Origin of the sequence: Serratia sp. BNK-33-b, from assembly GCF_048684565.1 — a bacterium.
Lineage (GTDB): Bacteria > Pseudomonadota > Gammaproteobacteria > Enterobacterales > Enterobacteriaceae > Serratia > Serratia marcescens.
In genome coordinates this window covers 3,523,482-3,547,423 of the sequence record NZ_JBLQTZ010000001.1, presented here as the reverse complement: position 1 = coordinate 3,547,423, position 23,942 = coordinate 3,523,482, and the positions used below count along the sequence as shown (strand labels likewise).

Annotated in this window: 26 protein-coding genes and 3 pseudogenes; 13 read left to right on the top strand and 16 right to left on the bottom strand. The window is 57.8% G+C overall.

Translation table 11 applies throughout. The features are described from left to right. The first annotated feature begins 2 nt into the window (after positions 1–2). Positions 3–935 carry a tRNA dihydrouridine(16) synthase DusC gene (gene dusC / locus ACMGGK_RS17110; RefSeq protein WP_028127658.1) on the top strand — a complete coding sequence of 311 codons (933 nt, stop codon included), beginning with the start codon at positions 3–5 and terminating at the stop codon, positions 933–935. Between the two features lie 41 nt (positions 936–976). On the opposite strand, the gene ACMGGK_RS17105 is transcribed toward dusC, so the two are convergent. From ACMGGK_RS17105 to ACMGGK_RS17070, 8 genes and pseudogenes are all read right to left on the bottom strand, one after another. Further along, positions 977–1,243, bottom strand: a complete 267-nt coding sequence (locus ACMGGK_RS17105) for a hypothetical protein (protein WP_004939738.1) — start codon at positions 1,241–1,243, stop codon at positions 977–979. A gap of 246 nt (positions 1,244–1,489) precedes the next feature. Next, complete coding sequence (gene fbpC, locus ACMGGK_RS17100; protein ID WP_060444173.1) at positions 1,490–2,536, bottom strand: ferric ABC transporter ATP-binding protein; 1,047 nt, start codon at positions 2,534–2,536, stop codon at positions 1,490–1,492. Between the two features lie 11 nt (positions 2,537–2,547). Then, positions 2,548–4,626, bottom strand: a complete 2,079-nt coding sequence (locus tag ACMGGK_RS17095; protein ID WP_049299454.1) for an ABC transporter permease — start codon at positions 4,624–4,626, stop codon at positions 2,548–2,550. A gap of 67 nt (positions 4,627–4,693) precedes the next feature. Next, on the bottom strand, positions 4,694–5,725 hold the full coding sequence (locus tag ACMGGK_RS17090; RefSeq protein WP_420277062.1) for an ABC transporter substrate-binding protein: 1,032 nt from the start codon (positions 5,723–5,725) through the stop codon (positions 4,694–4,696). After that, positions 5,722–7,050 (bottom strand): MFS transporter family glucose-6-phosphate receptor UhpC, encoded by a 1,329-nt coding sequence (uhpC, locus tag ACMGGK_RS17085; RefSeq protein ID WP_259300468.1) that lies wholly within the window; start codon positions 7,048–7,050, stop codon positions 5,722–5,724. Before uhpC ends, ACMGGK_RS17090 begins: the two co-directional genes overlap by 4 nt. A 60-nt stretch (positions 7,051–7,110) precedes the next feature. Then, positions 7,111–8,652, bottom strand: a complete 1,542-nt coding sequence (locus tag ACMGGK_RS17080; protein ID WP_016928665.1) for an MASE1 domain-containing sensor histidine kinase — start codon at positions 8,650–8,652, stop codon at positions 7,111–7,113. After that, entirely contained in the window at positions 8,652–9,281 is a 630-nt protein-coding gene (locus ACMGGK_RS17075) for a response regulator (RefSeq protein WP_420277061.1), read from the bottom strand. The genes ACMGGK_RS17080 and ACMGGK_RS17075 overlap by 1 nt, the downstream gene beginning before the upstream one ends. 371 nt (positions 9,282–9,652) lie before the next feature. After that, a pseudogene (locus tag ACMGGK_RS17070) lies at positions 9,653–10,333 on the bottom strand (arylamine N-acetyltransferase family protein); the annotation flags it as partial. 93 nt (positions 10,334–10,426) lie between these two features. Here ACMGGK_RS17070 and ACMGGK_RS17065 point away from each other — a divergent pair. Then, positions 10,427–10,609: pseudogene (locus tag ACMGGK_RS17065) on the top strand (antiterminator Q family protein); the annotation flags it as partial. A 207-nt stretch (positions 10,610–10,816) separates the two neighbouring features. On the opposite strand, the gene ACMGGK_RS17060 reads toward ACMGGK_RS17065, so the two are convergent. Together ACMGGK_RS17060 and ACMGGK_RS17055 are read right to left on the bottom strand one after the other, a co-directional pair. After that, on the bottom strand, positions 10,817–11,098 hold the full coding sequence (locus ACMGGK_RS17060) for a type II toxin-antitoxin system RelE family toxin (RefSeq protein ID WP_239043696.1): 282 nt from the start codon (positions 11,096–11,098) through the stop codon (positions 10,817–10,819). Beyond that, positions 11,088–11,339, bottom strand: a complete 252-nt coding sequence (locus tag ACMGGK_RS17055; RefSeq protein WP_239043695.1) for a type II toxin-antitoxin system Phd/YefM family antitoxin — start codon at positions 11,337–11,339, stop codon at positions 11,088–11,090. Before ACMGGK_RS17055 ends, ACMGGK_RS17060 begins: the two co-directional genes overlap by 11 nt. A 204-nt stretch (positions 11,340–11,543) precedes the next feature. Here ACMGGK_RS17055 and ACMGGK_RS17050 point away from each other — a divergent pair, with 204 nt between their 5' ends. From ACMGGK_RS17050 to ACMGGK_RS17015, 8 genes are all read left to right on the top strand, one after another. Then, positions 11,544–11,669, top strand: a complete 126-nt coding sequence (locus ACMGGK_RS17050) for an ash family protein (protein ID WP_420277060.1) — start codon at positions 11,544–11,546, stop codon at positions 11,667–11,669. 4 nt (positions 11,670–11,673) lie between these two features. Further along, positions 11,674–12,270, top strand: coding sequence for a Rha family transcriptional regulator (locus ACMGGK_RS17045; RefSeq protein WP_420277059.1), 597 nt, complete (start codon positions 11,674–11,676; stop codon positions 12,268–12,270). Positions 12,271–12,668: 398 nt separating this feature from the next. After that, a complete protein-coding gene (locus ACMGGK_RS17040) occupies positions 12,669–12,869 on the top strand; it encodes a hypothetical protein (RefSeq protein ID WP_420277058.1) in 201 nt (66 codons plus the stop codon). 121 nt (positions 12,870–12,990) lie between these two features. Then, a complete protein-coding gene (locus ACMGGK_RS17035) occupies positions 12,991–13,269 on the top strand; it encodes a hypothetical protein (RefSeq protein WP_420277057.1) in 279 nt (92 codons plus the stop codon). Beyond that, complete coding sequence (locus tag ACMGGK_RS17030; protein ID WP_420277056.1) at positions 13,266–13,736, top strand: hypothetical protein; 471 nt, start codon at positions 13,266–13,268, stop codon at positions 13,734–13,736. Before ACMGGK_RS17035 ends, ACMGGK_RS17030 begins: the two co-directional genes overlap by 4 nt. Positions 13,737–13,809: 73 nt before the next feature. Beyond that, positions 13,810–14,154 carry a hypothetical protein gene (locus ACMGGK_RS17025; protein WP_420277055.1) on the top strand — a complete coding sequence of 115 codons (345 nt, stop codon included), beginning with the start codon at positions 13,810–13,812 and terminating at the stop codon, positions 14,152–14,154. 68 nt (positions 14,155–14,222) lie between these two features. Further along, complete coding sequence (locus tag ACMGGK_RS17020; protein WP_420277054.1) at positions 14,223–14,648, top strand: hypothetical protein; 426 nt, start codon at positions 14,223–14,225, stop codon at positions 14,646–14,648. A gap of 4 nt (positions 14,649–14,652) precedes the next feature. Continuing rightward, positions 14,653–15,174, top strand: coding sequence for a tail fiber assembly protein (locus ACMGGK_RS17015; RefSeq protein ID WP_420277053.1), 522 nt, complete (start codon positions 14,653–14,655; stop codon positions 15,172–15,174). A 414-nt stretch (positions 15,175–15,588) separates the two neighbouring features. On the opposite strand, the pseudogene ACMGGK_RS17010 reads toward ACMGGK_RS17015, so the two are convergent. Beyond that, positions 15,589–15,690, bottom strand: a pseudogene (locus tag ACMGGK_RS17010) (arylamine N-acetyltransferase); the annotation flags it as partial. 158 nt (positions 15,691–15,848) lie between these two features. Between ACMGGK_RS17010 and ACMGGK_RS17005 the strand changes: the two are divergent. Then, a complete protein-coding gene (locus tag ACMGGK_RS17005) occupies positions 15,849–16,469 on the top strand; it encodes an HD domain-containing protein (RefSeq protein WP_420277052.1) in 621 nt (206 codons plus the stop codon). On the opposite strand, the gene ACMGGK_RS17000 is transcribed toward ACMGGK_RS17005, so the two are convergent. Genes ACMGGK_RS17000 through pyk form a run of 3 tightly spaced genes read right to left on the bottom strand, consistent with a single transcriptional unit; the run spans position 16,429 to position 19,536 of the window. Beyond that, positions 16,429–17,361, bottom strand: a complete 933-nt coding sequence (locus ACMGGK_RS17000) for an AEC family transporter (protein WP_033641030.1) — start codon at positions 17,359–17,361, stop codon at positions 16,429–16,431. The genes ACMGGK_RS17005 and ACMGGK_RS17000 overlap by 41 nt on opposite strands. 7 nt (positions 17,362–17,368) lie before the next feature. Beyond that, entirely contained in the window at positions 17,369–18,088 is a 720-nt protein-coding gene (locus tag ACMGGK_RS16995) for a TSUP family transporter (protein WP_239511168.1), read from the bottom strand. A gap of 14 nt (positions 18,089–18,102) precedes the next feature. Then, on the bottom strand, positions 18,103–19,536 hold the full coding sequence (gene pyk / locus ACMGGK_RS16990) for a pyruvate kinase (protein WP_016928659.1): 1,434 nt from the start codon (positions 19,534–19,536) through the stop codon (positions 18,103–18,105). Positions 19,537–19,839: 303 nt separating this feature from the next. Here pyk and ACMGGK_RS16985 point away from each other — a divergent pair, with 303 nt between their 5' ends. Continuing rightward, a complete protein-coding gene (locus ACMGGK_RS16985) occupies positions 19,840–20,592 on the top strand; it encodes an SDR family NAD(P)-dependent oxidoreductase (protein WP_420277051.1) in 753 nt (250 codons plus the stop codon). Here the strand turns inward: ACMGGK_RS16985 and ACMGGK_RS16980 are convergent. Continuing rightward, positions 20,577–21,473: a LysR substrate-binding domain-containing protein gene (locus ACMGGK_RS16980; protein WP_049299457.1), complete on the bottom strand. Its 897-nt coding sequence runs from the start codon at positions 21,471–21,473 to the stop codon at positions 20,577–20,579. The two genes, ACMGGK_RS16985 and ACMGGK_RS16980, sit on opposite strands and share 16 nt — an antisense overlap. Positions 21,474–21,590: 117 nt before the next feature. Here ACMGGK_RS16980 and ACMGGK_RS16975 point away from each other — a divergent pair, with 117 nt between their 5' ends. Beyond that, positions 21,591–22,370, top strand: a complete 780-nt coding sequence (locus ACMGGK_RS16975; protein WP_049299458.1) for a 2OG-Fe(II) oxygenase — start codon at positions 21,591–21,593, stop codon at positions 22,368–22,370. Between the two features lie 37 nt (positions 22,371–22,407). Here the strand turns inward: ACMGGK_RS16975 and ansP are convergent, their stop codons facing one another. Next, on the bottom strand, positions 22,408–23,874 hold the full coding sequence (gene ansP, locus ACMGGK_RS16970; protein WP_028127655.1) for an L-asparagine permease: 1,467 nt from the start codon (positions 23,872–23,874) through the stop codon (positions 22,408–22,410). Positions 23,875–23,942 lie beyond the last annotated feature (68 nt).

Sequence of the window (23,942 nt, the reverse complement as noted above, 5' to 3'; positions counted from 1 at the left end):
TCATGCGCGTATTATTGGCTCCGATGGAGGGCGTTCTCGACTCTTTGGTGCGTGAGTTGCTCACCGAAGTGAACGACTACGATCTGTGCATCACCGAATTTTTGCGCGTGGTCGATCAACTGCTGCCGGCCAAGTCGTTCTACCGGCTGTGCCCGGAGCTGCGTCACGCCAGCCGCACGCCATCGGGCACGCTGGTGCGGGTACAGCTGCTGGGGCAGTACCCGCAATGGCTGGCGGAGAACGCCGCGCGTGCGGTGGAGCTGGGCTCTTACGGCGTTGATCTCAACTGCGGCTGCCCGTCCAAGCTGGTGAACGGCAGCGGCGGCGGGGCGACGCTGCTCAAAGATCCGGAATTGATCTACCAGGGCGCCAAGGCGATGCGCGCGGCGGTGCCGGCCCATCTGCCGGTCACGGTGAAGGTGCGTCTGGGCTGGGATTCCTCCAGCCGCAGCTTTGAAATCGCCGATGCGGTGCAGCAGGCCGGCGCCAGCGAGCTGACGGTGCACGGCCGCACCAAAGAGGACGGCTACAAGGCGGATCGCATCAATTGGGCGGCGATCGGCGAGATCCGTCAGCGGCTGAGCATCCCGGTGATCGCCAACGGCGAGATCTGGGATCACCAGAGCGCGCAGGATTGCCTGCAGGCGACCGGCTGCGACGCCGTCATGCTGGGGCGCGGCGCGCTCAACGTGCCGAACCTGAGCCGGGTGGTGAAGTATAACGAGCCGCGCATGCCCTGGCCGCAGGTGGTTGAGCTGCTGCAAAAATATGTCCATCTGGAAAAGCAGGGCGACACCGGTCTGTATCACGTGGCGCGCATCAAACAGTGGCTGGGTTATTTGCGTAAAGAATATGACGAAGCCACCGAACTGTTCAGCGAAATACGCGCGCTGACGACGTCTGGGGATATTGCGCGCGTCATCTGCCGCAGCTAAAAATAAACCCGCGCGCGGCGGGTTTATTTAAAATGGTATTATCAGGCGGCTTTGTCGAGACGGTTCAATTCTATCTCGATATCCTGAATGGTTTTTTCCAGTCCTTCCAGACAGGCGCCCTGTTTATTCAACAGGTCGTTAATGGCTTCGGCGAATGCCTTATTTTTGCATTCCCCCTGATCGAAGGCCAGCCAGTGTGCGGAGAGCGTCTCGGTATTCGCCTGCGCATAGTGGCGCATTTCCTTCAGCTGGGAAGCGACGTTGCGTAAATTATCCAGCTGCGCCTGTGCGTTTGCATTGTTGCTCATGAATTTCTCCTTGAGTTGGCCGTTAAATAATTTCGATTGCGGGATTAAGCTTACCCTATTTAAATAAAAATATCACCCTGAGTGAACTGGGTGGTTATTTTTTAGTGGGTGTGGTTATGTTTATTTTTCGGCTGAACAAGGACTTGGGTGGAATTGTAAAAATAGATAAATACGGTGTTTTTGGCGATTATTTTCGGCCATCCCGTTCGGGATGGCCGTTATTCTAACGCTTAAGAGTGATGCTTATTATGCCGCATCCGCCAGCATAAACATGCCGTAGGGATGAATTTCCAGATAATACTGCTCGCCGACGTTCGGCTGCAGGCGGGTGGCGTTAACCTGCAGCAAAATCTGCTGTCCGTGCCATGCCACCGTCACCTCATACTGCGGCCCCATGTAGGCGACATGTTCGATCACGCAGCGCTGGCTTTCATCGCCATGCTCGCTCAGCGTGATCGCCTCCGGGCGCACGCCCACCGTGCCGGCGCCCTGGGCGACAAAGTGCGCGGGGCGCGGCAGGCGATAGCCGCTGATATCGACATGTTCCGCGCTGAAACTGGCCGGGAACAGGTTGGCGTCCCCCATAAAGCTCGCCATAAAGCGCGAAGCGGGCTGCCGATAGAGATCCTGCGGCGAACCCATCTGCATGATATGCCCTTTGTTCATCACCAGCACGGTGTCTGAGACCGCAAAGGCCTCGCTCTGATCGTGGGTGACGTACAGCGACGTGATATCAAACTGCTTTTGCAGCTCGCGGATCTTTTCGCGCATGCTGCGGCGCAGGTTGGCGTCGAGATTGCTCAACGGCTCGTCGAACAGCAGCACTTTCGGCTTGAGGATCAGCGCGCGCGCCAGCGCCACGCGCTGCTGTTGGCCGCCGGAGATCTGATCGACATAGCGATCGTCGAACCCCGCCAGATCCACCATCGCCAGCGCTTCCTGCACGCGCGCTTTCACTTCGGCGCGCGGAATGCCGAGCATCTTCAGGCCATAGCCGACGTTCTCCCCCAGCGACATGTGCGGGAACAGGGCATAAGACTGGAATACCATGCAGATATCACGCTGCTGGATAGAACGATGGGTGACGTCTTCACCATCAATGAATATCTGCCCGTCGCTCGGTTTCTCCAGCCCGGCGACCAGGCGCAAAATGGTGGTCTTGCCGCAGCCGGAAGGGCCGAGCAGCGTCACCATTTGCCCCCGTGGGATGGTGAGCGTGATGTTATCGATTACCGTGTTGCTGCCGAACCGTTTGGAGACATTACGCAGTTCAACGAAATTTTTCTGGCTCATCATGGGCTCCATTACGCCTGGTTTTTGGCTTTTGAACGGGAGATGCGTGCCTCACCGATCAGCCAGTCAAAGAGGAAAATAATCGCCAGCATCACCACGATCAGAATTGAACCGTAGGCGATCGCCACGCCGTATTCGCCGTCTTCCACGCGGTTGAGGATGTAGGCGGTGGCCACGCGGGTATCGGGAGTGACCAGGAAGACGATGGCGCTGACGGTGGTGATGGCGCGCACGAAGCTGTAGATCAGTGCCGACAGGATCGCCGGGCGCAGCAGCGGCAGCAGAATGTGCGTGATGGTGCGCAGCGAGCCGGCGCGCAGGCTGAGCGAGGCTTCGTCCAGCGATTTGTCTATCTGGCCCAGCCCGGCGATCCCGGCGCGAATGCCCACCGGCACGTTGCGCATCACCATCGAGATAATCACGATGGCGGCTGTCCCGGTGAGGTACACCGGCGCGCTGTTGAAGGCGAGAATGTAAGAGACGCCCGCCACGGTGCCCGGCACCGCAAAGCACAGCATGGTGGTGAACTCGATGGTCTTTTTGCCCTTGAACTGCTGGCGCACCACGATCCAGGCGATCAGCAGACCGAACGCGGCGGTGATCGGCGCGGCGATCCCGGCGTACAGCAGCGTGTCGAGCAGCGAAGGCCACGCGCCGTCGCTCATGCCCTGGCCGAACAGCTTGATGAAGTTATCCAGCGTCAGCGTGTAATCCACCCCCCAGTTGACGGTGAAGCTGCCGTAGAAAATGCTGCCGTAGAGCAGGGCGTTAAAGGCGATCCACACCGCCAGCAGCGCGATCACGCTCCACACCAGCGTGACCGGCAGCGGCTGCACGTCGCCGCGGTAGGATTTGCCGGACACGGTGACGTAGGAACGCTTGCCGATCCACAGGTACTGGATGCAGAACACCAGCAGCGAGAACAGCAGCAGGAAGGCGCCGAGGGTGCTGGCGGCCTGATAGTCGAGCTGCGAGCCGGTGATGTAGAAATAGATTTGCGTCGCCAGCACGTCGAAGTTGCCGCCGAGCACCAGCGGGTTGCTGAAGTCGGCCAGCGATTGCACCACCACGATCAGAAACGCGTTGGCCAGCGCCGGTTTCAGCAGCGGCACGAACACGCCGTTAAAGGTTTGCCAACGGCTGGCGCGCAGGGTGTAGGAGGCCTCTTCCAGCGAAGGATGAATGGTCTTGATCGCGCCGTCGAGGATCATGAACGCCATCGGCGTGAACGCCAGCACCTGCGCCAGCCAGATGCCGGTAAAACCATACAGCCAGTTGGTGTTGGTCAGGCCGAACCAGGTCACCATCCACTCGGTGACGTAGCCGGAGCGCCCCATCATCAGCGTGACGCCCAGGCCGACGACGAACGGCGGCGTGACGATGGGCAGGATGGAGAAGATGCGGCCGATAATGGCGCTGCGTTTGGCGATGCGGGTGGTGTAAATCGCCAGCACCAGGCCGAAGAAGGTGCAGCCGGCGCCGACCGCGATCGACAGGGCGATGGAGTTGAGGATCACCTGAACGATATGCGCCTGCGACAGCACGTTCATAAAGGCCAGCGGCGCGAACGCGCCCGTCTGGTCGGTAAACATCGGAATGAAAATCGCGATGCTCGGCCAGACGATGAAGACGCCGATCAGCGCCACGATGGTGACCAGCGCGCCGATAACGAAACGGTCGCCGCCCAGCCATTCGAGGCGGGTCAGCGCCAGCGTCATGATGGCGCCCAGCGCGATCAATTGCACCAGGGTGGCGTAGCCTAAGCCGCGTCCCGCCACCGTGGCGCTGACGACGATAAAGGCCATGCACAGCAGCGCCCAGCCGGCGTCGAACGCGTGCCGCCGCCGCCGTTCACCGCCCGCCGCGGCGTAGGGGCGAAGCAGCAGCAGACTCGGCAACAGGCACCAAAGCCAGCTGATATTGCGGTGTGACCAGCCGTAGGCCGCGAGGATTTCATCGCCGGTGGACTCCAGCAGGCCGTAATCCAGGCTCCAGCTCGGCAGCAGGGCGAACGCCAGCCAGCCAAGCAAAACCCAAAGGAATATCGCATCTCGTTTTTTCACGAGATGGAGTGCATGTGTATGTGACATAAGTTTCCCGGATGTTCAGGCCGGGTAAGGCGTGAGGCTTACCCGGCAACAGGCGCAGAATGTGGGCTTATTTACCCATCTTGACTTCGCTGACCCATTTGTTGATCAGCGCCTTGCGGACCTCGGTCGAGCCGTACTTGTCCATGTCGTAGTTGATCAGCTTCAGGTCGTCGAGCTTCAGCGAGTTCGGCGAGGTGTCGGCGGTGGTATTGGTCAGGATCTGATAGGACTTGCCTTTCTTCCACGCCAGCTCCTGCGCCTCTTTCGACAACACCCAATCCACGAACAGCTTGGCGTTGTCGAGGTTGCGCGCGCCTTTGAGGATGCTGACGCCGCCGATTTCGTAGCCGGTGCCTTCACACGGCGAGATCAGCTCAAGCGGCGCGCCCTGTTCCTTTTCGAGCGAGTAGTCATGCAGGAAACCGATGCCGATCGCCGTTTCACCGCGGGCGGCGTTGCGCGCCGGGGCAATGCCGGACTTGGTGTACTGCGAAACGTTGGCGTTCAGCTGCTTGAGGTAATCGAACGCCTGATCGTCTCCCCACAGCTGGGCGAAGGTCGCCAGCGCGGTGTAGGCGGTGCCGGAACTTTGCGGATCGGCGATTTGAATCTCGCCCTTGTATTCCGGCTTGGTCAGGTCTTTCCAGCACTTGGGCACCGGCAGGTTTTTCTCTTTCAGGCTCTGGGTATTGACGCCAAAGCCGAGAATGCCGACGTAGACCGCCGAGGAGTAGTTGCCTTTCAGCTTGGCCGGATCGCGGAATTGCGTCATCACCTGTTCGAGGTTCGGCGATTTGTACGGCTGCAGCAGCCCCATTTCACCGGCCTGGGATTGCGGATCGAGCGTGCCGCCATACCAGACGTCTGCCTGCGGGTTCTTTTTCTCGGCGTCCACTTTTGCCAGCGTGCTGCCGGAACCGTTGCGGATGAACGAGGTTTTCACGTCATATTTCTCGCCGAAGGCTTTGGTTTCCGCTTCGCACATTTCATTGGTGGCGCTGCAGTAAACCACCAGGCGGCCCTTGGCGTGCGCGGCGCCGCTCAGCGTCGCCAGCGCGATGCCGGACGCTATCAGGGTAGTGACCCACGTTTTTTTCATTGTTTTATCCTTCTCTCGGTAGAGGTGGTAACGCTCGCCATCAGCAGCGGCATCAGCAATAAACCCATAAGAACGGCGGCGATCGACAGCAAACTGAACATGCCTGACCAGCCATAGCCTTCGATGACCCGCGACAGCGGCCAGCCCGCCAGCGCCGCCCCCAGATAGGCGAACAGGCCGAGAAAGCCGGTGATGGAGCCCGCGGCGCCTTTGTGCCCGCATTCCACGGCGGCGAGGCCAATCAGCATCTGTGGGCCGAAGACAAAGAAGCCCACCGCAAAGAAACAGCCCGCCAGCAGCGCGTAGTGATGCACCGGCGCCAGCCACAGCGCGGCGACGGACACCATCAGCCCAAGCGTGAACAGCAAAATCATCGGTGCGCGCTGCCCGCCGAACAGCACATCCGAGCCCCAGCCGGCGAACAGCGCGCCGAGCAGGCCGCCTATCTCGAACAGCATCACCGTCGCGTTGGCGCTGAGCAGGTTGACGCCGTGACTTTCCGTCAGCCACAGGTTGCCCCAGTCGTTCAACGCGATGCGGATCAGGTAGACCAGCACGTAAGAGACGCCGAGCAACCAGATCATCGGGTTCTTCAGCATCGTGGTGCGCAGCATCCGCCACAGCCCCATCGGCGGGCTTTGCTGTTCCTGGCGCAGCTCCAGCGGATCGTGGCGCCACCGGCCGACCGACGGCAGGCCTTCTTCCTGCGGCGTGCCTGTCAGCCGCCGCGTCAGCCAGAGGCCCAGCACCATGCTGACGGCCCCCGGGATCAACATCGCCGCCTGCCAGCCCCAGCGCTGGGCGGCGAAGGCGCTGATCAGCGGCACGATCGCGCCGCCGAGGTTGATCGACATATTCCAGCAGCCCCACCAGAAGCCGCGCTCGTTGCGCGAATACCAGTGGGTCAGCAGCCGCGCGCAGGGCGGCCAGCCCCAGCCCTGAAAGAAGCCGTTCAGCGCCCAGACCGCCAGCAGCAGCGTCAGCGATTCGCCGAAGGCGAACGCCACGTTCAGCACTCCGGTGGCGAACAGGCCGATCCCCATAAACCCGCGCTGCCCATGGCCGTCGTGCCACAACCCGGCGGCGAATTTCGACAGGCCGTAGCTCAGATAAAACAGCGAGCCGAGCAGGCCGATGTCCCCTTTATCCAGCCCCAAATCCGTTTGCAGCGCCGGCAGCACGTAATTCACGCTTTTGCGCGTCAGGTAAAAGGCGGCGTACCCGATGACCATATACAGCAGCAGTCGCGGGCGCAGCGCGCGGTAACGATGATCGATTTCAGATGCCGAGCGTGCTTGCATAGCCGCCTCCCTGGTGCTGACTATAAGAAGGTGAAAGGGAAAGGGGATGAGAGAAAGTCCGGAGTGGCTAAGACTTTTTCCTAGTTAGTCGGCGGTTTGTTGCAAATTTGTGGGCAGGTTAACAATTACTCGGGTGCCGCGCTGCGTTTCCAGCGTCAGTTCGCCGCCGAGCGCGCTGACCCGTTCGCGCATCCCCTGAATGCCGAAGCCGGGCACCTTGTCCGCACGGATGCCGATGCCGTTGTCCCGCACCTCGAGGTGCAAAAGCTCACCCTGTTGATGCAAGACGATGGCGACTTCGCTGGCTTCGGCGTGTTTGCACACGTTGTTGAGCAGCTCTTGCAGCAGCCGGTAGAGGGTGAAGCGCACCGTCTCGCCGGCGGGCGTGTCGATGAGTCGGTAGTCGAAACGGCAACGGATGCCTCGTTCGCTGAAGGCGAATTCATTCAGCAGGTGGTGAAGCGCGTCTTTGAACGCCAGCTCGTCCAGTGCGGGCGGGCGAAGCTGGCGCAGCAGCTGGCGCGTGGAGTGATGAATGCGCCGGGCGAGATCGGCTATCTGGTTCGCGGCGGCTTGGGTTTGCGCCGGATCGCGCGCCCGCTTGACCAGCTGCGACTGAATTTGAATCGCGGTGATGTTCTGGCCGATTTCATCGTGCAACTCGCGCGCCAGGTTTTTCCGCGTGTCTTCTTCGGTGTGGATCAGTTTTTCGGTCAGCGCCCGCCGCGCCGCCAGTTCTTCTTCCAGCCGTCGGCGATAATGGTGCAGGTTTTGCGCCAGATGTTGTTGGCGGCTGATGGCGATGCCCAGACCGATGCCGAGCAGCGCCTGCGTCGCCAGAAAGATTTCCAGCTCGACCAGATTGCCGAACCCCACGCCGACCTGCCGGGCGAGGGTGATCATCATGCTGCCGAGCAGGCCGGACAGCACGCCGCCCTGCCAACCGAACTTCCACGCCATCACCACGTTCGGCAGAAACACCACGATCAGCAGCAGGCGTTCGATTTCCGGCGACAGCACCATCTGGGTGCCGATGCCGATAACGAAAAACAGGCTGCACCAGATGATTAAGGAGGCGCGCAGCGGCGGGTTGGTGGTGTCCAGCCCCAGCAGGTGGTAACGGTGCTGCTGGCGCAGAAATTCAAAGATCAGGTAGACGAACGGGGTCAGCAAGACGCCGCCGGTAAACGACGCCAGGCCGAGCAGCATCGCCGGGCTGTGCGCGAAAGGCGCAAGCAGGGCGGTATTGAGCAACGAGGCGGCGGTCACGGCGGCCAGCAGCAGCGTCAGCCGCTGCCAGTAGAGCGGAAAACGGCGCCAGAACCGCTGCGCGAGCGCGGCCGGGAGCAGGGTGATGAACGGCGCGGCCAGCAGGCTGTAGCCGCTCAGCAGGCGTTCGCCGTGCAGCCAGAACAGCAGCAGTACCGGCGGTATCATCAGGGCGGGCCAATAGCGGCGCGCCAGCAGGATCAGCAGCGCGAGATAGACGCCGTGAGGCAGAAACAGCGCCGCCTGATTGCCGTTGTGGGTCAGGTAGAAACCGAGCGTCCACAGCATCAGCCAGCCGCTGCCCCAGGCCAACAGGATAAACAGCGAGATAACCCAGGGCCGGAAGCGGGGTGACATCAATGCCCCGCCAGCAGCTGATGGTCGAGGGCGAAATGCACCAGCTCGATGGTGCTGTTGCACTGCAGCTTGCCCAGGACGTTGGCGCGATGCACGTGCACCGTTTTATGGCTGAGATCGAGCTTGAACGCGATCTCCTTTACGCTGTCGCCTTTGACCAGCAGATCGAAGATCTCGCGCTCGCGCGGGGTCAACGCTTCCAGCGCCGTGGCCGGCTGCACGCCGCCGCGCAGCGCCCGCAGCGCGTCGGCGCACAGGTAATGGCCGCCCATATCGACGGAGCGCACCGCCTGCACCAGTTCTTCCGGCCCGCAGCGTTTGGTCAGATAGCCGCTGGCGCCGGCATCCAGCGCGCTCTGCACGAAGGTCGGGGAGTCATAGATACTGAGGATGATCGCGCGGAACTGCGGCTTCTGCGCCCGCAGGCGTTTCAACAGGCTCAGGCCGTTTTCATCCGGCATGGCGATGTCCATCACCGCGACGCTGACGTCGTCGCGCAGCAATGCCGGCCAGGCTGCCGCCGCGCTGCTGTATTGCCCCACCACGTTGAGATCGTCTTCGAGGCTGAGCAATTGCGCAAAGCCGGAGCGCACCACCACATGGTCATCCACCAGTATCACACGGATCATTTTCGCACTCTGTTGCCGAATCATGACCCTATGATGCCTGCCGCCGCGGTGCTGGCAATCAGCCAAGCGCGGTTATGCAATCGATGTAACAGAATCGTAATAAAAGGATACCGTTGTGCGTAATGCTGGTCACTTAAGCCTGACTGGCATTTTTTTATCCAGTCTCTGTACGTGGCGTGCAGGATGAATTGCCGTAAATGCCCAGAATTTCTCTGTTACTACAATGAACGGCAATTGGAGGGGCCGCGCCTTCGGCCCCTGGCTCGGTCGAAGCGTATGAGCCTCATGGCGCATCTCATCTTTATCGACCGAAAACTGCACAAATACGTTCAGAAAAACGCTAACTGACCAGTATTACGCCGCCGGCGCCGTCAACGATCCAAATCGATGGCGAAATGCTGCCACAGCGCGGCGCGGCGTTCCTCTTCCGAATGCAGCGTCGTTTCGTGGCGCTGGTGATCTTCGGTCACGATCAGCTTCATGTCGCTGAGGGTCACCCGGCCGTGTTCCGTCGGCCGTGAACACACCAGGCGTTGGGTGAAATGCGACTGCGGCGAGGTGCTGTGGAACCGGCACATCTCGTCGAACTCGTGTAACTCGCGCGGCTGAACGGTAAAGCGATACAGCGTTTTGGCATGCGAGCGTTGGTCGCCGTTGCGGCGCTCCAGCAGGTAATACTCGCCTTCCTGCTCCAGGTGGAAGGTGCCGCTGGCCTGCGGTTGCGGCTCGGCGGCGACGATCTTCAGCGGCGTCAGGAAGGAATCGCCGAAACCGACGTCCACCAGCCAGGCCTGCTCCGCCAGATCCACCCGCAGCGCCAGATGGTCGTAGGGCGGGCCGAAATGGCCGTCGCGCGCGCGGATCTCGCCGGAGATGAAGCTCACCTTGAAACCGATCTCCCGCAGCAGCAGGGCGAACAGCGTGTTCAGCTCATAACAGAAACCGCCGCGGTTACGCTCCACCACCTTGCTGAACAGCGCTTCGGGCGCCAACTGAATGCCCTGATGATAAATAATGCTCAGGTTCTCGAACGGTACGCTCAGCATGTGGCGCATGATTCGTATTAACCTATTGATTTAAAGTGTTTTTCATGCTTTTCGTCAGATGCTTGGGGCACTAGTGGGGCAGTTGTCGCCAATTTCCGGTTGAGCATCTCTATCTGCTCAGTGCTGCATTCCGGCATCCATGCCCCGTACGTTTACGGACAATCGAAATCGGCCATAGCTCGCAACCTGAAGTGCAATGAGCGAGAAATTCGCCGACAGCTCCAAATCGCGGAAAGTTTCATTGATGGCGTCTTGTGCGTGCTTGGTGTGCCGTTGGATATGGATGCATACGTTCAAATCGTGTACCAGACGAACACAGAAGAGATAAAACAGAAAACCCATGCCGTGAGTGGCGTTAAAAATAGAGTGGCGCAGAGGGCGATTTAGGCCGCTTAAAATCGATGCGAAAACTATGAAAATCTGGCGAGACTAAAAATCATTGCGCATGACCACGGTGAAGTGTGTTGCGGTCATGCGCAAGCTGATCGGCTAGCGTTTGTCAGCGAGCTCATAGACTTTATCGCCATCCCGCTTGCCAATGGCGATCACGAGTAGGGTGATTTCGTTGTCGTTGACCTCATACACAAGGCGGTAGCCTGATGATCGGAGTTTGATTTTGTAGCGATTGGTGCGACCGGATAGTCTAGCTGCAGGCACGTGTGGATTATCCAGGCGCTCGGCTAACTTTTTCTTAAGCTGTTCACGTATTGGATCACCGAGTTTCCGCCATTCTTTGAGTGCTCGGCTATCAAACTTGAGTTTATAGGTCATTGATATTCACATCCACGAACTCAGCATCTTTCAGGCGTTCGTCAGCAATGTGATTCAATGCGGCATCTTCGGCCAGCTCTTGATAGTAGGCGTATAACGCTGGTGGGACGCAGTAGAAAGCGGGTTCGTTACGGTTCAGGATTGCGACGGCTTCTCCCTCACCGTCAGCCACTGTTCCCATCGGGTTTTTTTTCAGGTCGGTAATGCTAGCTGCGGTGGTGGTTAGAATTTGATAGGTCATATGCCCTCCTTTTAGGTTGGATTGATATTAGCACCTTTAAAAGTGCTTGAAAAAGTGTTGTTTGAAAATTTGACTCAGCAGTTATCCGGGGCTATATTCACCGTGCAGCCACTCATTGGCTGTCGGGATTTGCACCCCGGATAACAGAGCGCATAACCGCGCCAAGCGGTTTTTTTATGCGTAAAGCACAGCCACACCCAAACAATGGTGGGGCGTGCAGGGCAGCCGAAAGGCTGGCCGGTTCTCTGTTCCGGTAGTGCAAACCCTGTACGTCTCACCACCCATCGATTTGCACCGGACGGTGGTGATTATTTCTTCAAACAGAGGTAATCCTATGACCATTTCAGCATTAACGCGCACCACCAATCCGAATGTATTCATCCAAAACGGCAAGGCTGTAACCACTTCGCAGGCTATCGCCGAATATTTCAATAAGCGCCACGACGATGTGCTAAAAAAGCTGCGTAGCCTCGATTGCTCGCCTGAATTCACTGACCGCAATTTTGCGGCGAGTGAATACACCGACAGTACCGGTAGAAAATTACCCATGTACGAAATCACCAAAGACGGTTTCATCTTCCTCGTCATGGGCTTTACCGGTAGAAAGGCCGCTGCATTCAAGGAGGCCTACATTGCGGAATTCAACCGCATGGAAGCGCAGCTCTACAGCACTCGCATCGGCGAGCATCAAATTACCGTCACCATTCCTGCGCACGGTCGGTGGCTGGTCAATTATGAGCCGGGCCAGCCTGCCACAGTAAAAAATATCGATGGACGCAATTGCGTTGACGCTAAAAGCTTTAGACAGCTTCGGCGCGATGTTTTATGGATGCAAAAGGCGATGGCACAACTTGCGGGACGATTGGGCGTTACCGATGGCGCTTGCAGCTTCTCGGTTTTCGATACCCCTTTAGCTCTGGCTATAAAATAATGCTACCTCGGCCCGAAAAAACTGCTGTATTGTGATAAGAGTGCCAGCAACGCACAAGACTTAGCCCGCCACTGTGCGGGCTTTTTCTTTTTAAGTTTCGCGATGCATGTCACAAAGTGACTTCGCTTATTTAACCCTCGCGTTGATATAGTCCTCTGACTACAAAATGCAGTCAGAGGGTGGTATGGAAGATAAACGGCAGTTTGCTGAGTGGCTACGGGACATTGCCACTCACATTGAAGAAGATAGCCCGCTAATCCGTAATGTTGAAGCTGAGAATGAGGATAGCGACGGCTATTCGGTAAAGGTGATAAAAATCACCTTCAACAGGCATAGGCGGTCTGATTAGTGAGCAAGCCCTGGCTAACCGCCGGGGCTTTTGCATTTTGGAGGTGCCAATGTTTGAAGACCCAGAAAAACGGCTCATTCGCCTTCTTAATGAGAACACCGGGAAATTCACTATCGATGAGAACGGCATGGTGGCTACCGACTTCAATCACCCGGACGTTCGCCGGGAGATGATGAGGCAGGGGCAGGCGACCTCGAAGATAGTATGTGTGGGGGGGATTTCAGCCGCTGGTGGTGATTTACAGCGGTAGTGATCTACTGGCGACGGTTGTCATTAAATAATTTGTTTCTTATTTACCTTGTAGTGCAGAATCTCCCGTAAATAAACTCTCCAAATGGATATGAGGTTAGAGGTGATATGGATGAAAACACATGAAAACAGCATGGGGTGAGGTTGCCAAGGCATTCTTCAATGCGAATCTGGCTTTCTACTACGAAAGTCCGATAGTGGCAGCAACAGGGTATTTGCTGATATGTGCCACACCAATCATTTTCTTGCTACTGCGTTTTGCATCAAAGATGAAAGTGCTAGACAACGAGCGAGTAAGTGACGCACTTGAGTTTGAGTTAAAGAGGGCCATTGCTCAGCAGCAATCGCAAAACATGCGAATGGAAGCCTTACAGACATCAAATGGAGATGAGGTCGCATGAATAACATAATTCCTTTGTTGATTGTTTTTTCAATTATTTTTCAGATTGTAACCTTTGCCCGGGTCGTTTATCTTAGGCGGATTAATATGCTGGAAAGGGTTATTCAATACCAAAAGAGGACTGATGCAACTGTCAGAATGAAATTTTTGGCCTGCAGTGCGTTTCACGAAACCGTATCAATTAAGTTACCATGGGACATGGTTGGCATTTCGATTGAAATGCAAAAGGGCAGCATAATACATGAATGCACTGATGTCGAAATGATAACGTTAGTTGAACAATGTGCCCCTTCGGCTATCGAGCTTCAAGAAATTATCAGTCAAATGTTAAAATTGAATCGAAAGTTTAATGGAATAATGCATTTTGCAGCTTTCTGTCGCAAGGCAAGGTTCAATATAGAAAGCAATGCAGCATCAAATTGTTTGGACGAGGTGTTTATGAGTTTGGATCGACTACATCCTCAGTGATGATAATATAAACCATATAGAGATTTATCCAGGCCCATGCATATGCGTGGGCTTTTTGCTACCTGGAGACGCTATGAGTGATAAAACCAGCATCAATGTAGCCAGCCTGAACGATTTTCAGGCAGGGGAATGGTTAGAATATATGGCGAAAGCTGCGCGCGAAATTAGCTCAGGAGGAACGCTTGGTTCCACGAGGACGCATTTGCGTACAATTGCAGGCGGTTTGCGCGACGCACTTAGCAACATCTCCCAAAAAATCACTTACGTGGAGACAGTGAAAATATCTCGCCCGGAAGGTCTGACCACTGTAATTCAGGAAGATCTAAATCTGCTTCGGGAGATCGAGAAAGCGCTTCGCGATTCTCTTCATTCCATTGAGTCATTTCTCGAGCGGTGCTGTAAAAGTCATGATCAGTAGAGGGAACGGCGCATGACGCACTGGCCTGGAGAAAATGGGGCAGCGCCGACAGACAGACGGTATTGGAGTTGGATGTTGATGCTGAAGGCGGTACCTGGCTTATCAGCATAGACCACACATCGGACAACAAGGCCACGCTGGGGGTAAATGGAACGGTAAATGCTGAAATCCTGTATGCAAACGACCATGTGCAAGTTGGCAATGCCAAGATGGCCACTGACGGCAACATCTGGGGGACGCGCTGGACGCCAGGGGGCGGTTGGCTGTGGGATGCAATCATGGCGCAGATGAACAATTTTATCCGAGGAGTGCAAGTTGGTCCACGCGTGGCATTCTGGAGCGGTGCGGAGGGCTGGAGCGACCAATATGAAAATCTCATTCCGCAAGGGGCGGTGAGTATTGCCGCCGAAACAGTAGGAGACGACCGCATCAACCGGGTGGTGTATGCGTATGTGATGGTCAATATTGGCGGCAACTGGGTTAATGCGGGGTGATGATATGAAATTATTGGGGAAATTTACGGCATATATGCCAACAGAGGGTGAGATTCTTGACCACCTCCTGGGGATTGAGGGTATCAATTACCTAAAAAATGAAAGCGGCACCGATTGGTACTCTATCTCCTGGGATAATGAGCGCACAGGAAAAAATGTGTACGTTCTTGCCGATGACAACGGTGATGTAGTATGCGCCAGTGACCAAGGGGCGTTGTTGTTCCCGCAAGGGTTTACGGTATACGAATTATCCAGGGAAGATGCACCGGCCGATTTGATAGGCAAATCTTACTGGAAGGTTATCAATGGTGAGCTGGTACCGCCCGACAGCAAACAGCTCAATACCATGGAACAAAAGCGATTACTGAATAGTGCTTATGCAACGATGAAACCGCTGGAGCTGGCTGTAAAACTCGACATGGCCACGGACGAAGAAAAGGCCACCCTAGAAGCCTGGGAGCGTTACAGCGTGCTGCTGAGCCGGGTTGATGTTGATAATCCAGAGTGGCCGGATAAGCCGGAGTAACCTACAACAAAATGACCGCCAGCCGTGAGCTGGTTTTTTTACATCCAAAAAGCGAAAGCCCCGACTGCGACCAACAGTTCGGGGCTTTCTTGTTTCTGCACCTTGGGAAAGGCAAGGGAGAACCTGTGATTGATTTTAGCAAACTAATACGGGAGTTACGACAGATGGGCGAAAAATTAGCCGATTGGAAATTCCTCTTGATATGGACGGTATTCTTTTTGTTCGGGCTTTCGAGCCTGATAAGCGCTATCCGCTGGTGGTAGTTGGTAGCTGGTGTTTTCATGGGGCATCCATGGGACGAAGATAATCGAAAAAGTTCGGCAAATTTCACTAACTCCAAATTCTTTCGATTCTAACCGTCTGATAAATCATGCGCTCCTGGGCGATGTTTATCGATTTTTTAAATTAAAGGGTCATACTCAGCATGTGGCGATGGTGCAGCTGTTGCAACGTGGGGAGATCAGGGCGGGCGGCGCCGGCAAAGCCGATATGCTGCAGGTAGCGTTGGGTATCCACAGGGTGTCTCGCATGAGAAAAAGTAGGCATAAAATAGCGGGCTTTGCGGCGTTTGTGAGCGCATTACGTGCTGCGTTGTCGGCATAACTCATAACCAAATCGACTCAGATGTCAGCATGGCTGCCGTTACACTGAATCGATATGGATAAGGAGAAAGTATGGATTTAACCTTGAAAGCGCAGCGATTTGCCAATGACGCTCATCATGCCTGCAATCAGCGACGCAAGTTCACCGGGGAGCCGTATATCGTGCATCCTGCAGCGGTGGTGGATTTGCTGCAGCGGGCTAAGCCGACGCCAGAAATGGTCGCCGCTGCCTGGCTGCATGATACGGTAGAAGATACGGCGGTGACCCTGGCGGATATCCGGCGAGAATTCGGTCCGACGGTCGAGCGTTATGTGGAAATGTTGACCGACGTGCAGCCTCGCAGCTACGGCGGTGAGCGTCTGCACCGTAAAAATGCCAATCTGCGGCACAGCGCGCAGGCCTGTGCGGAAGCGCAGACCATCAAACTGTGCGACTTGATTGACAACAGCAAGAACATTACCGATTACGATATCTCCTTTGCCCGTCACTATCTGGTGGAAATGGCGCGCTTATTGGCTGTTTTATCGGCGGGCGAGGCCGGCCTGTTGGCCTTGGCCCGCCGACAGTGTGCGGAAGCGGTCGAGCGCATCAACGATCGTCATGGAGACGACGGCTGGTTCGACGCGTTGTGGCGGAAGTATGAGGCCCATCTTAAGCTGGATGAGCTGAAAACTGGGTCAGCAGCAAAATAACAGGAATGGTGACCGCCGCCAGCAACGTTTGGATCGTGATGATACCGGCCGACAAGCGATGATCGCCGCCCAGCAGTCTCGCCATGATGTAGGCGGAAGGTGTACAGGGTAAGGCGTTAAACAGGACGATAGTCGCCAGCACCGGGCCGGAGATGCCCAGGGTGATGCCGATTCCCAGCGTCAACAGCGGTACCAGCAGTAACTTGACGAAGGACGATTGTAGTACGGGGCCCTGCGCCGTACGCGCCGCCTGTATATCCAGCCCTGCGCCGACCGCCAGCAACCCCAATGGTAGAGAGGCGCCGCCGAGAATGGTGAGAATGTTCTCCAGCGCCGCGCCAAGCGACCAGCCGCTGGCGTTGAAGGCCAGACCGGCCAAGACCGAAAGGATCACTGGGTTTTTCCCCAACGCTTTGGCGATCTGTTTGCCGCCGGGGCGGGTACCCTGACCGTAATGCATCAGTATGACAATCGAGGCCACGTTCAACAGCGGGATGGCGACGGCGATGCTGATGGAGGTCACCGTCAGGCCGGTGTGGCCGAAAGTCGCCGCCGCTGCGGCAACCCCGATGTAGGTATTGGGGCGCAGAGCGCCCTGTATGACCGAAGAAAAAACCGGCCCGGGCTGTTTTAGCCAGATTCGCCAGAGGTACAACGACAAGGCGCCAATCAGGACAGCGCCCAGTACAGACAGGGCAATCGGCCGCACCGGAAACTGGCTGAGGTCGGCTTTGCCGACCTGGATAAACATCAGCGCCGGGAAGAGATAAAAGTAATTCAGCTTTTCGCAGGGCAGCCAGAAAGCCCGATCGATCAGGTTCTTGTGCCGTAGTGTGAATCCCATGGCGATTAAAAATATCACCGGGATCAGAGAAAAGAGAGTCGTCGTCATGGGGAGCCTATAAATAGCCTTTAGTGAGAACGACCACGCCATAGAAGGCAATAAAGCCGGTCACCATTTTTTCATAAACGGGAGCGCTGGCTCTCTTGAACAGCAGATTGCCGACGACCAGATACACCAGTAGAGCCAGCGGTGCCGCGGTGAAACCGTCGAGGCTCAGGGCTTGCCATTTAATGCTGGCCAGCGTGGCCAATTGAATTAAACCGAACATCAGGTAGTAACGGGAGACGGTGGTTCTTATCTCCAGTTTCTCGCGATGGCTGGCGGCAGCGTAGAGTGCCAGCAAGGCGCCACCCATGTTGGTGACGCCATGTATCAGACCCATGACTGCGACATAAGCGCGCTGATGTTTGCCGAGATAACGTTTCAATGTTTCTTGCAGTGACAGACGAAAGCGCATCAAGGCGGAAAACAGCAGGATGGCGCCCACCAGCAGATCGACATTCACTTTCACCGTCGAATGCAAGACCAGGCTCAGCGCCAGAATGACGAAAATGGCGCAAATCAGCATATTGACCTTTTCGCGAGCGGGAAAAGCAATGCGGCGGGCGCCAAGCGTCTGCGTCAGAGAGATCAGCACCGACGACGGCAGCAGCAGCCCAAGTACGGAGGAGAAATCAACGCCCAGCATTAATAGCGTCGGTGTACCGAACACCAAGATGCCCATGCCGAAAACCGATTGGATCACGGCAAATAGCGCAATCACCAGATAGAACAACGTATGATTATCCATCAGGCCACCTCTTCTTTCCGGTGAGGTTCCCGCGCCGCGTCAGATTGCAGGTAGGCATCGGCGCTGAGCGTGCGCAAGATATTCCCGCTGATATGCTGATTGTCTTGCTGGGCGCTGACCAGCAGCAAAACATCGTGCCGATTTATCAATCCATTGTCTGACAGGACATTCAGAGCCAAACGTTCGGTTTCCGGCTGTGTCAGATCGATCCGAGGCAATGTCAGGCCGGTGATGCCTGGCAGCATATTCCAGCTGCGCACCGTCGCCGCATCGTTGCCGAATGCGACGATCGGGATGCCGATGTTGGCCATGGCGGCGATGCGCACGCTGTAACCTGTGCGAGAAAACACCACCACCCGGGAGATCGGCAAGGCGCGGATAAGGGCGCCGACAGCCTGTCGAATATCGTCAACCTGCGCAGGGGGGGATGAGTGGGGCGCATGCGCTAAATGCTGTTCCGCCTGATGGGCTACGCTGGCGATACGGGCAACGGCCTCCAGAGGATAGCGGCCTACGGCGGTTTCACCGGAGAGCATCACCGCCGCGGCGCCATCCAGCACCGCGTTGGTGATGTCGCTGACCTCCGCTTTGGTTGGCAGCGGGTTCTCTATCATGCTGTGCAGCAATTCCGTCGCTACAATGGTGGGTTTGCCCGCATGGGAGGCGGCTAGGAGGATCTGTTTTTGGTAGAGAGAAACGCGGTCGATCGAGGTTTCTACCGCCAGATCGCCGCGATCGATCATGATAACGTCGGCGGCGGCGATGACTTCCTCCAGATGCTCTATGCCGCCGCTGTTTTCCACTTTCGCCACGATGCGGGGCGTATCGCCTCCGATCAGCGTTCTGATCGCGTTGATGTGTGCCGCGCTTTCGACGAAGCTTATGCCGATGTAGTCCACTTGATGTGCTTTGGCGAAGGCGATCATGTCGCGATCTTTCTCCGTTATCAGCGCCTGCCCGAGATCGATGCCAGGCACATTGATGCCTTTGCGGCTTTTCAGTTGGCCGTCCATGTCGGCCTGCAGGTGGATGTCCCGATCGACGATGTTAACGACCTGGAACGAGAGGGTGCCATCATCGGCGAAAACCTTATCGCCCACCGTCAGCCGTTCATGCAACCGGCCGTACCCCACCGGGACTTTTTCCTCCCCGTTATGCGAGGTATCGGTCGTGAGGATCAGCGTTTGCCCTTTAGTGAATGAGGGTTCGTGTTTCAGTTGCAATGTGCGGATTTTTCTACCGGGAATGTCCAACAGCACCGGCGTATCCGGCAACGTTTTACGCAGCAGGGCGATGGTTTCCGCATGCCAGTCGAGCGTGTTGTGCGAACCGTTCAATCGGGCGACGGACATGCCGGCTTTTTCCAGCGCTGCCAACGTGTTGATGTGGCGAGAGGCGGGGCCGATGGTAGCGATAATGCGAGTCTTTGCCATGATAAATGCTCCGAAAAGTTAAGATGCATTTATCTATGACAGTTTTGTGACAGCGGGGAAATAGGGGTTTAATCTAACTAATATATAAAAAGTTATAATGAGTTTTGGCGTCAGAGTGGGTGCGCCTTATACATTTAATGATGAAAATAAAATGGTTATACAATTTACTTCCATCGTATAGATAAAATATTGATAAGCATTACTCCTTTTATTTCTCGCCGTATTGGGCATCACTGCTGCCGCAAACTGTCACTTGCCGGCGCTAGCCTGTTCCCCTGAGTTCAACGTTGCAGGAGAACGGCTATGCAAGATTTCAAACATCGGGTGGCGCTGGTGACCGGCGCGTCCACCGGCATTGGCGAAGCGATCGCCGCCGAGCTGTTTCGGCGCGGAGCCACGGTGGTGATGACCGGCCGCCACGCAGCGCCTCTCACCGCCGCCGCCGCACGGCTCGATCCCGACGGCCGGCGGGTGATGACGTTGCGGATGGACGTGCGCGATGCGCAGTCGGTACAGCAGGGTATTGAAGAGACCGTGCGGCGCTGCGGCGCGCTGCATCTGCTGGTCAACAACGCCGGGATCACCGGCCCGCACGAGGTGGATATCGATCGGTACGCGGTCGACGATTGGCATGAGGTGATCGCCACTTGCCTGAGCGGCACGTTTTTCGGTATGAAGTATGGCCTGCCGGCGATCGTCGCCGGCGGCGGCGGGGCGGTGGTGAACCTCTCTTCCGCCAACGGCGTGGTGGGCATTGCCGGGATCGCACCTTATACCGCCGCCAAGCATGGCGTGCTGGGCCTGACGCGCTCGGCGGCGCTGGAATTCGCCACGCGCGGCGTGCGCGTCAATGCCGTCGGGCCGGGCTATGTGGATACGCCGGCGATGGGGGAACTGCCGGCGTCGGAGCGGGCGCAGATGGCCGCTTCGCACCCGATGGGGAGGATGGCGACGCGGGAAGAGGTGGCGAAAACGGTGGCTTTCCTGCTTTCGGACGACAGCAGTTTCACCACCGGCGCGTTTTACAGCATCGACGGCGGTTATACCGCGCGCTGAGCCAGCGCCTGCAGCCAACGGAGAAACGCCGCTGCGCCGGGTTTTTCCAGCGTGCGCGGCGGGTAAACCACGTAGTAGGGTTTGCTGAGCGGCAGCGCCGGTTCGGCCAGCGTGACCAGTTGGCCCTCCGCCAGTTCACGGGCGATCAGCCGCCGCTGGCCGAGCAGCACCCCGTGCCCTTGCACGGCGGCGTCGATGGCCAGCGAGGTCAGGTTATAGGTCAGCCCGCGCCGCGGCGGCGGCGACCGATCGGCGGCGGTGAACCACTCGTGCCAGCCCGGCAAAAACTGGCTCTCCTTGCCCCAGTCGACGTGGATCAGCGGCAGCTGCGTCCAGTCGCCGCGATCGCGCAGCGCCGGGCTGCATACCGGCTGCACCCGATCCTGAAACAGCCGCGCCTTTTCCAGCAGCGGGTAATCCTGATCGCCGAAGCACAGGGCGAAATCCGCCGCCGAATGGGCGAAATCGACCGCCGCATGGGTCGCGTGCAGCCGCAGATCGCCGTCGGGGCACTGCGCCAGCCAGTCGCCCAGCGCCGGGTTCAGCCATTTGGAGGCCAATGCCGGCAGGGTGAACACCGTTAGCGTCTGCTTGCCGCGCTGGCGTTCCACGTGCTGCTGCGCCACGCGCAGCGTTTCAAACGCCTCCTGCACGTAGGCCAGGTAGTCCGCGCCCTGCTCGGTCAGCGTGACGCCGCTTTTGGCGCGAATGAACAGCGTGATGCCCAGATGTTGTTCGAGCTGGCGGATCTGCTGGCTGACGGCGGCGGCGGTCAGCGCCAGCGCATCCGCCGCGCGAGCCAGGCTGCCGGTGCGAGCGGCGGTTTCGAACGCCAGAATGGCGCTCAGCTTGGGCAAGCGCGCACGGGACGGTGAGTGCATGAGAAGGGCTTATCGCTAAGAATTCGTTAGCTTATCCATAACGTATTTTTGTTATGGCGGCAATGCGGCATTCGCTACAGTGAGAGGCATCCGGCTTTCGCACACGAGGGGAACGTCATGCCGTCACTTGCCGATATTATCGATCTGTCCGCCCATCCCATCGACGACGCCGCGTTCCGCGCCCGTTGCCAGCAAACGCTGGCGCGTGCCGGTGCGCTGGTGCTGCCGGGATTTCTGCGCGCCGCCGCGCTGGCAACGGTAAGGTTGGAGGGCGCCGAACAGCACCATGCGGCGTTTTATGCCACCAGCCAACACAACGTGTATCTGCGCCCGCAGGACGACGCGCTGCCGGCCGATCACGCGCGCAACCGGCTGGTGTCGTCGTCCAAGGGCTGCATTACCGACGAGGATATTCCGCTGCAGTCGCCGCTGCGCGCGCTGTACGACGCCCCGGCGTTTCGCGAGTTTCTCTGCGCGGTGTTGGATGAGGCGCAGCTGTATCCCTACGCCGATCGGCTGTCGTCGATCAACCTGCATTACGCCCACGCCGGTCAGGAGCTGGGCTGGCATTTTGACAACTCCTCGTTTGCCATCACGCTGCTGATCCAGAAACCGCAGGCGGGCGGCCGTTTCGAATACGTTGAGAACCTGCGCGACGCCGATCGCGGCGAGATGAACTATGCCGGGGTCACGCAGGTGCTGGACGGTGAGCGGGCGGTCAAACAGTTGGCGATCGAGGAGGGGGATCTGGTGCTGTTTCGCGGGCGCAACGCCATGCACCGGGTGACGCCGACCGAAGGCGACACCACGCGCATGCTGGTGGTGCTGGCCTACAATGCGCAGCCGGATGTCATGCTGTCGGAAAGCGCCAGAATGACCTTTTACGGCCGGTTATAGCGGATAAAAAAACCGCCCCGGAGGGCGGTTTGTCGATTCAGCGCGGGTTCTGCTCTTCGTGAGCCTGCTGCTCCAGCTTCACTTCCTGCGCGCGCTTGCGCAGGCCGAACCAGCCCAGCGTCAGCAGCACCGCCAGCACCGGAATGGTGGCGATGGTCCAGGTGCCGTTCGGGTAGTCGAACGCCATCATCACCACCACGATCAGCAGGAACGCCAGCGTCAGCCAGGAGGTGAACGGCGCGCCCGGCATTCTGAACGATACCGGCTGCGCACGGCCTTCGCGCACGGCTTTGCGCAGGCGCATCTGGCAAACGATGATAAACGCCCAGGAGGCGATGATGCCCAGTGAGGCGATGTTCAGCACGATCTCGAATACCCGCGACGGCACCAGGTAGTTGAGCACCACGCCGATCACGTAGATGCCGCAGGTAACCAGGATGCCGGCGTAAGGCACCTGCTGGCTGCTCATTTTAGCCATCAGCTTCGGCGCGGAGCCGCCCATCGCCAGCGAACGCAGGATGCGGCCGGTGGAATAGAGGCCGGAGTTGAGGCTGGACAGCGCGGCGGTCAACACCACGATGTTCATGATGGTGCCGATGTAAGGCACGCCCAGCTTGCTGAAGAAGGTGACAAACGGGCTTTGGCCGGCCTGATAGGCGTTCCACGGCAGCAGCAGCACCAGCAGCACCACGGAGCCGACGTAGAACAGACCGATGCGCCAGATCACGCTGTTGATCGCTTTGGGCATCATTTTAGCCGGATCTTTACACTCGCCGGCGGCGGTGCCGATAAGCTCGATGCCGGCGAAGGCGAAGATCACCCCTTGCACCAGCACCAGCGCCGGCAGCAGGCCGTGCGGGAACATGCCGCCGTTTTCGGTGATCAGGTGCATGCCGGTGGTGTGGCCGGCGACCGGGGTGCCGGTGCCGAGGAAGACGACGCCGACAATCAGGAACAGCGCGATGGCGACGACCTTGATCAGCGCGAACCAGAACTCCATTTCGGCGAACCACTTCACGCCGATCATGTTCATGGTGGCGACGATGCCGAGCGCGCCGAGGGCAAACAGCCACTGCGGCACGTCGGCGAAGGTGCCCCAGTAGTGCATGTACAGCGCCACGGCAGTGATGTCGACGATGCCGGTCATCGCCCAGTTGAGGAAATACATCCAGCCGGCGACGTAAGAGGCTTTCTCACCGAGGAATTCGCGGGCGTAAGAAACGAAGCTGCCGCTGGAAGGGCGATGCAGCACCAGTTCGCCCAGCGCGCGGAGGATGAAGAAAGAGAAGATCCCGCACACCAGGTAGACCAGCGCCAGCGCCGGCCCGGCCAACTCGAGACGGCCGCCGGTACCGAGGAACAAGCCGGTACCGATGGAGCCGCCGATGGCGATCATTTGGATTTGCCGGTTGCCCATGCTTTTGTGATAACCGGATTCATGAGAGTCTAGCCAGCGTCTTCTGGCGGCGTGTTTGTCATCCGCCGACTTTTTTTGTGAGTGCATTATCCGTCCTGTTTACCTGTCTATGTTAACCCTGCTCTTAACGAGAGCAAACGATTGCTATGACCAAT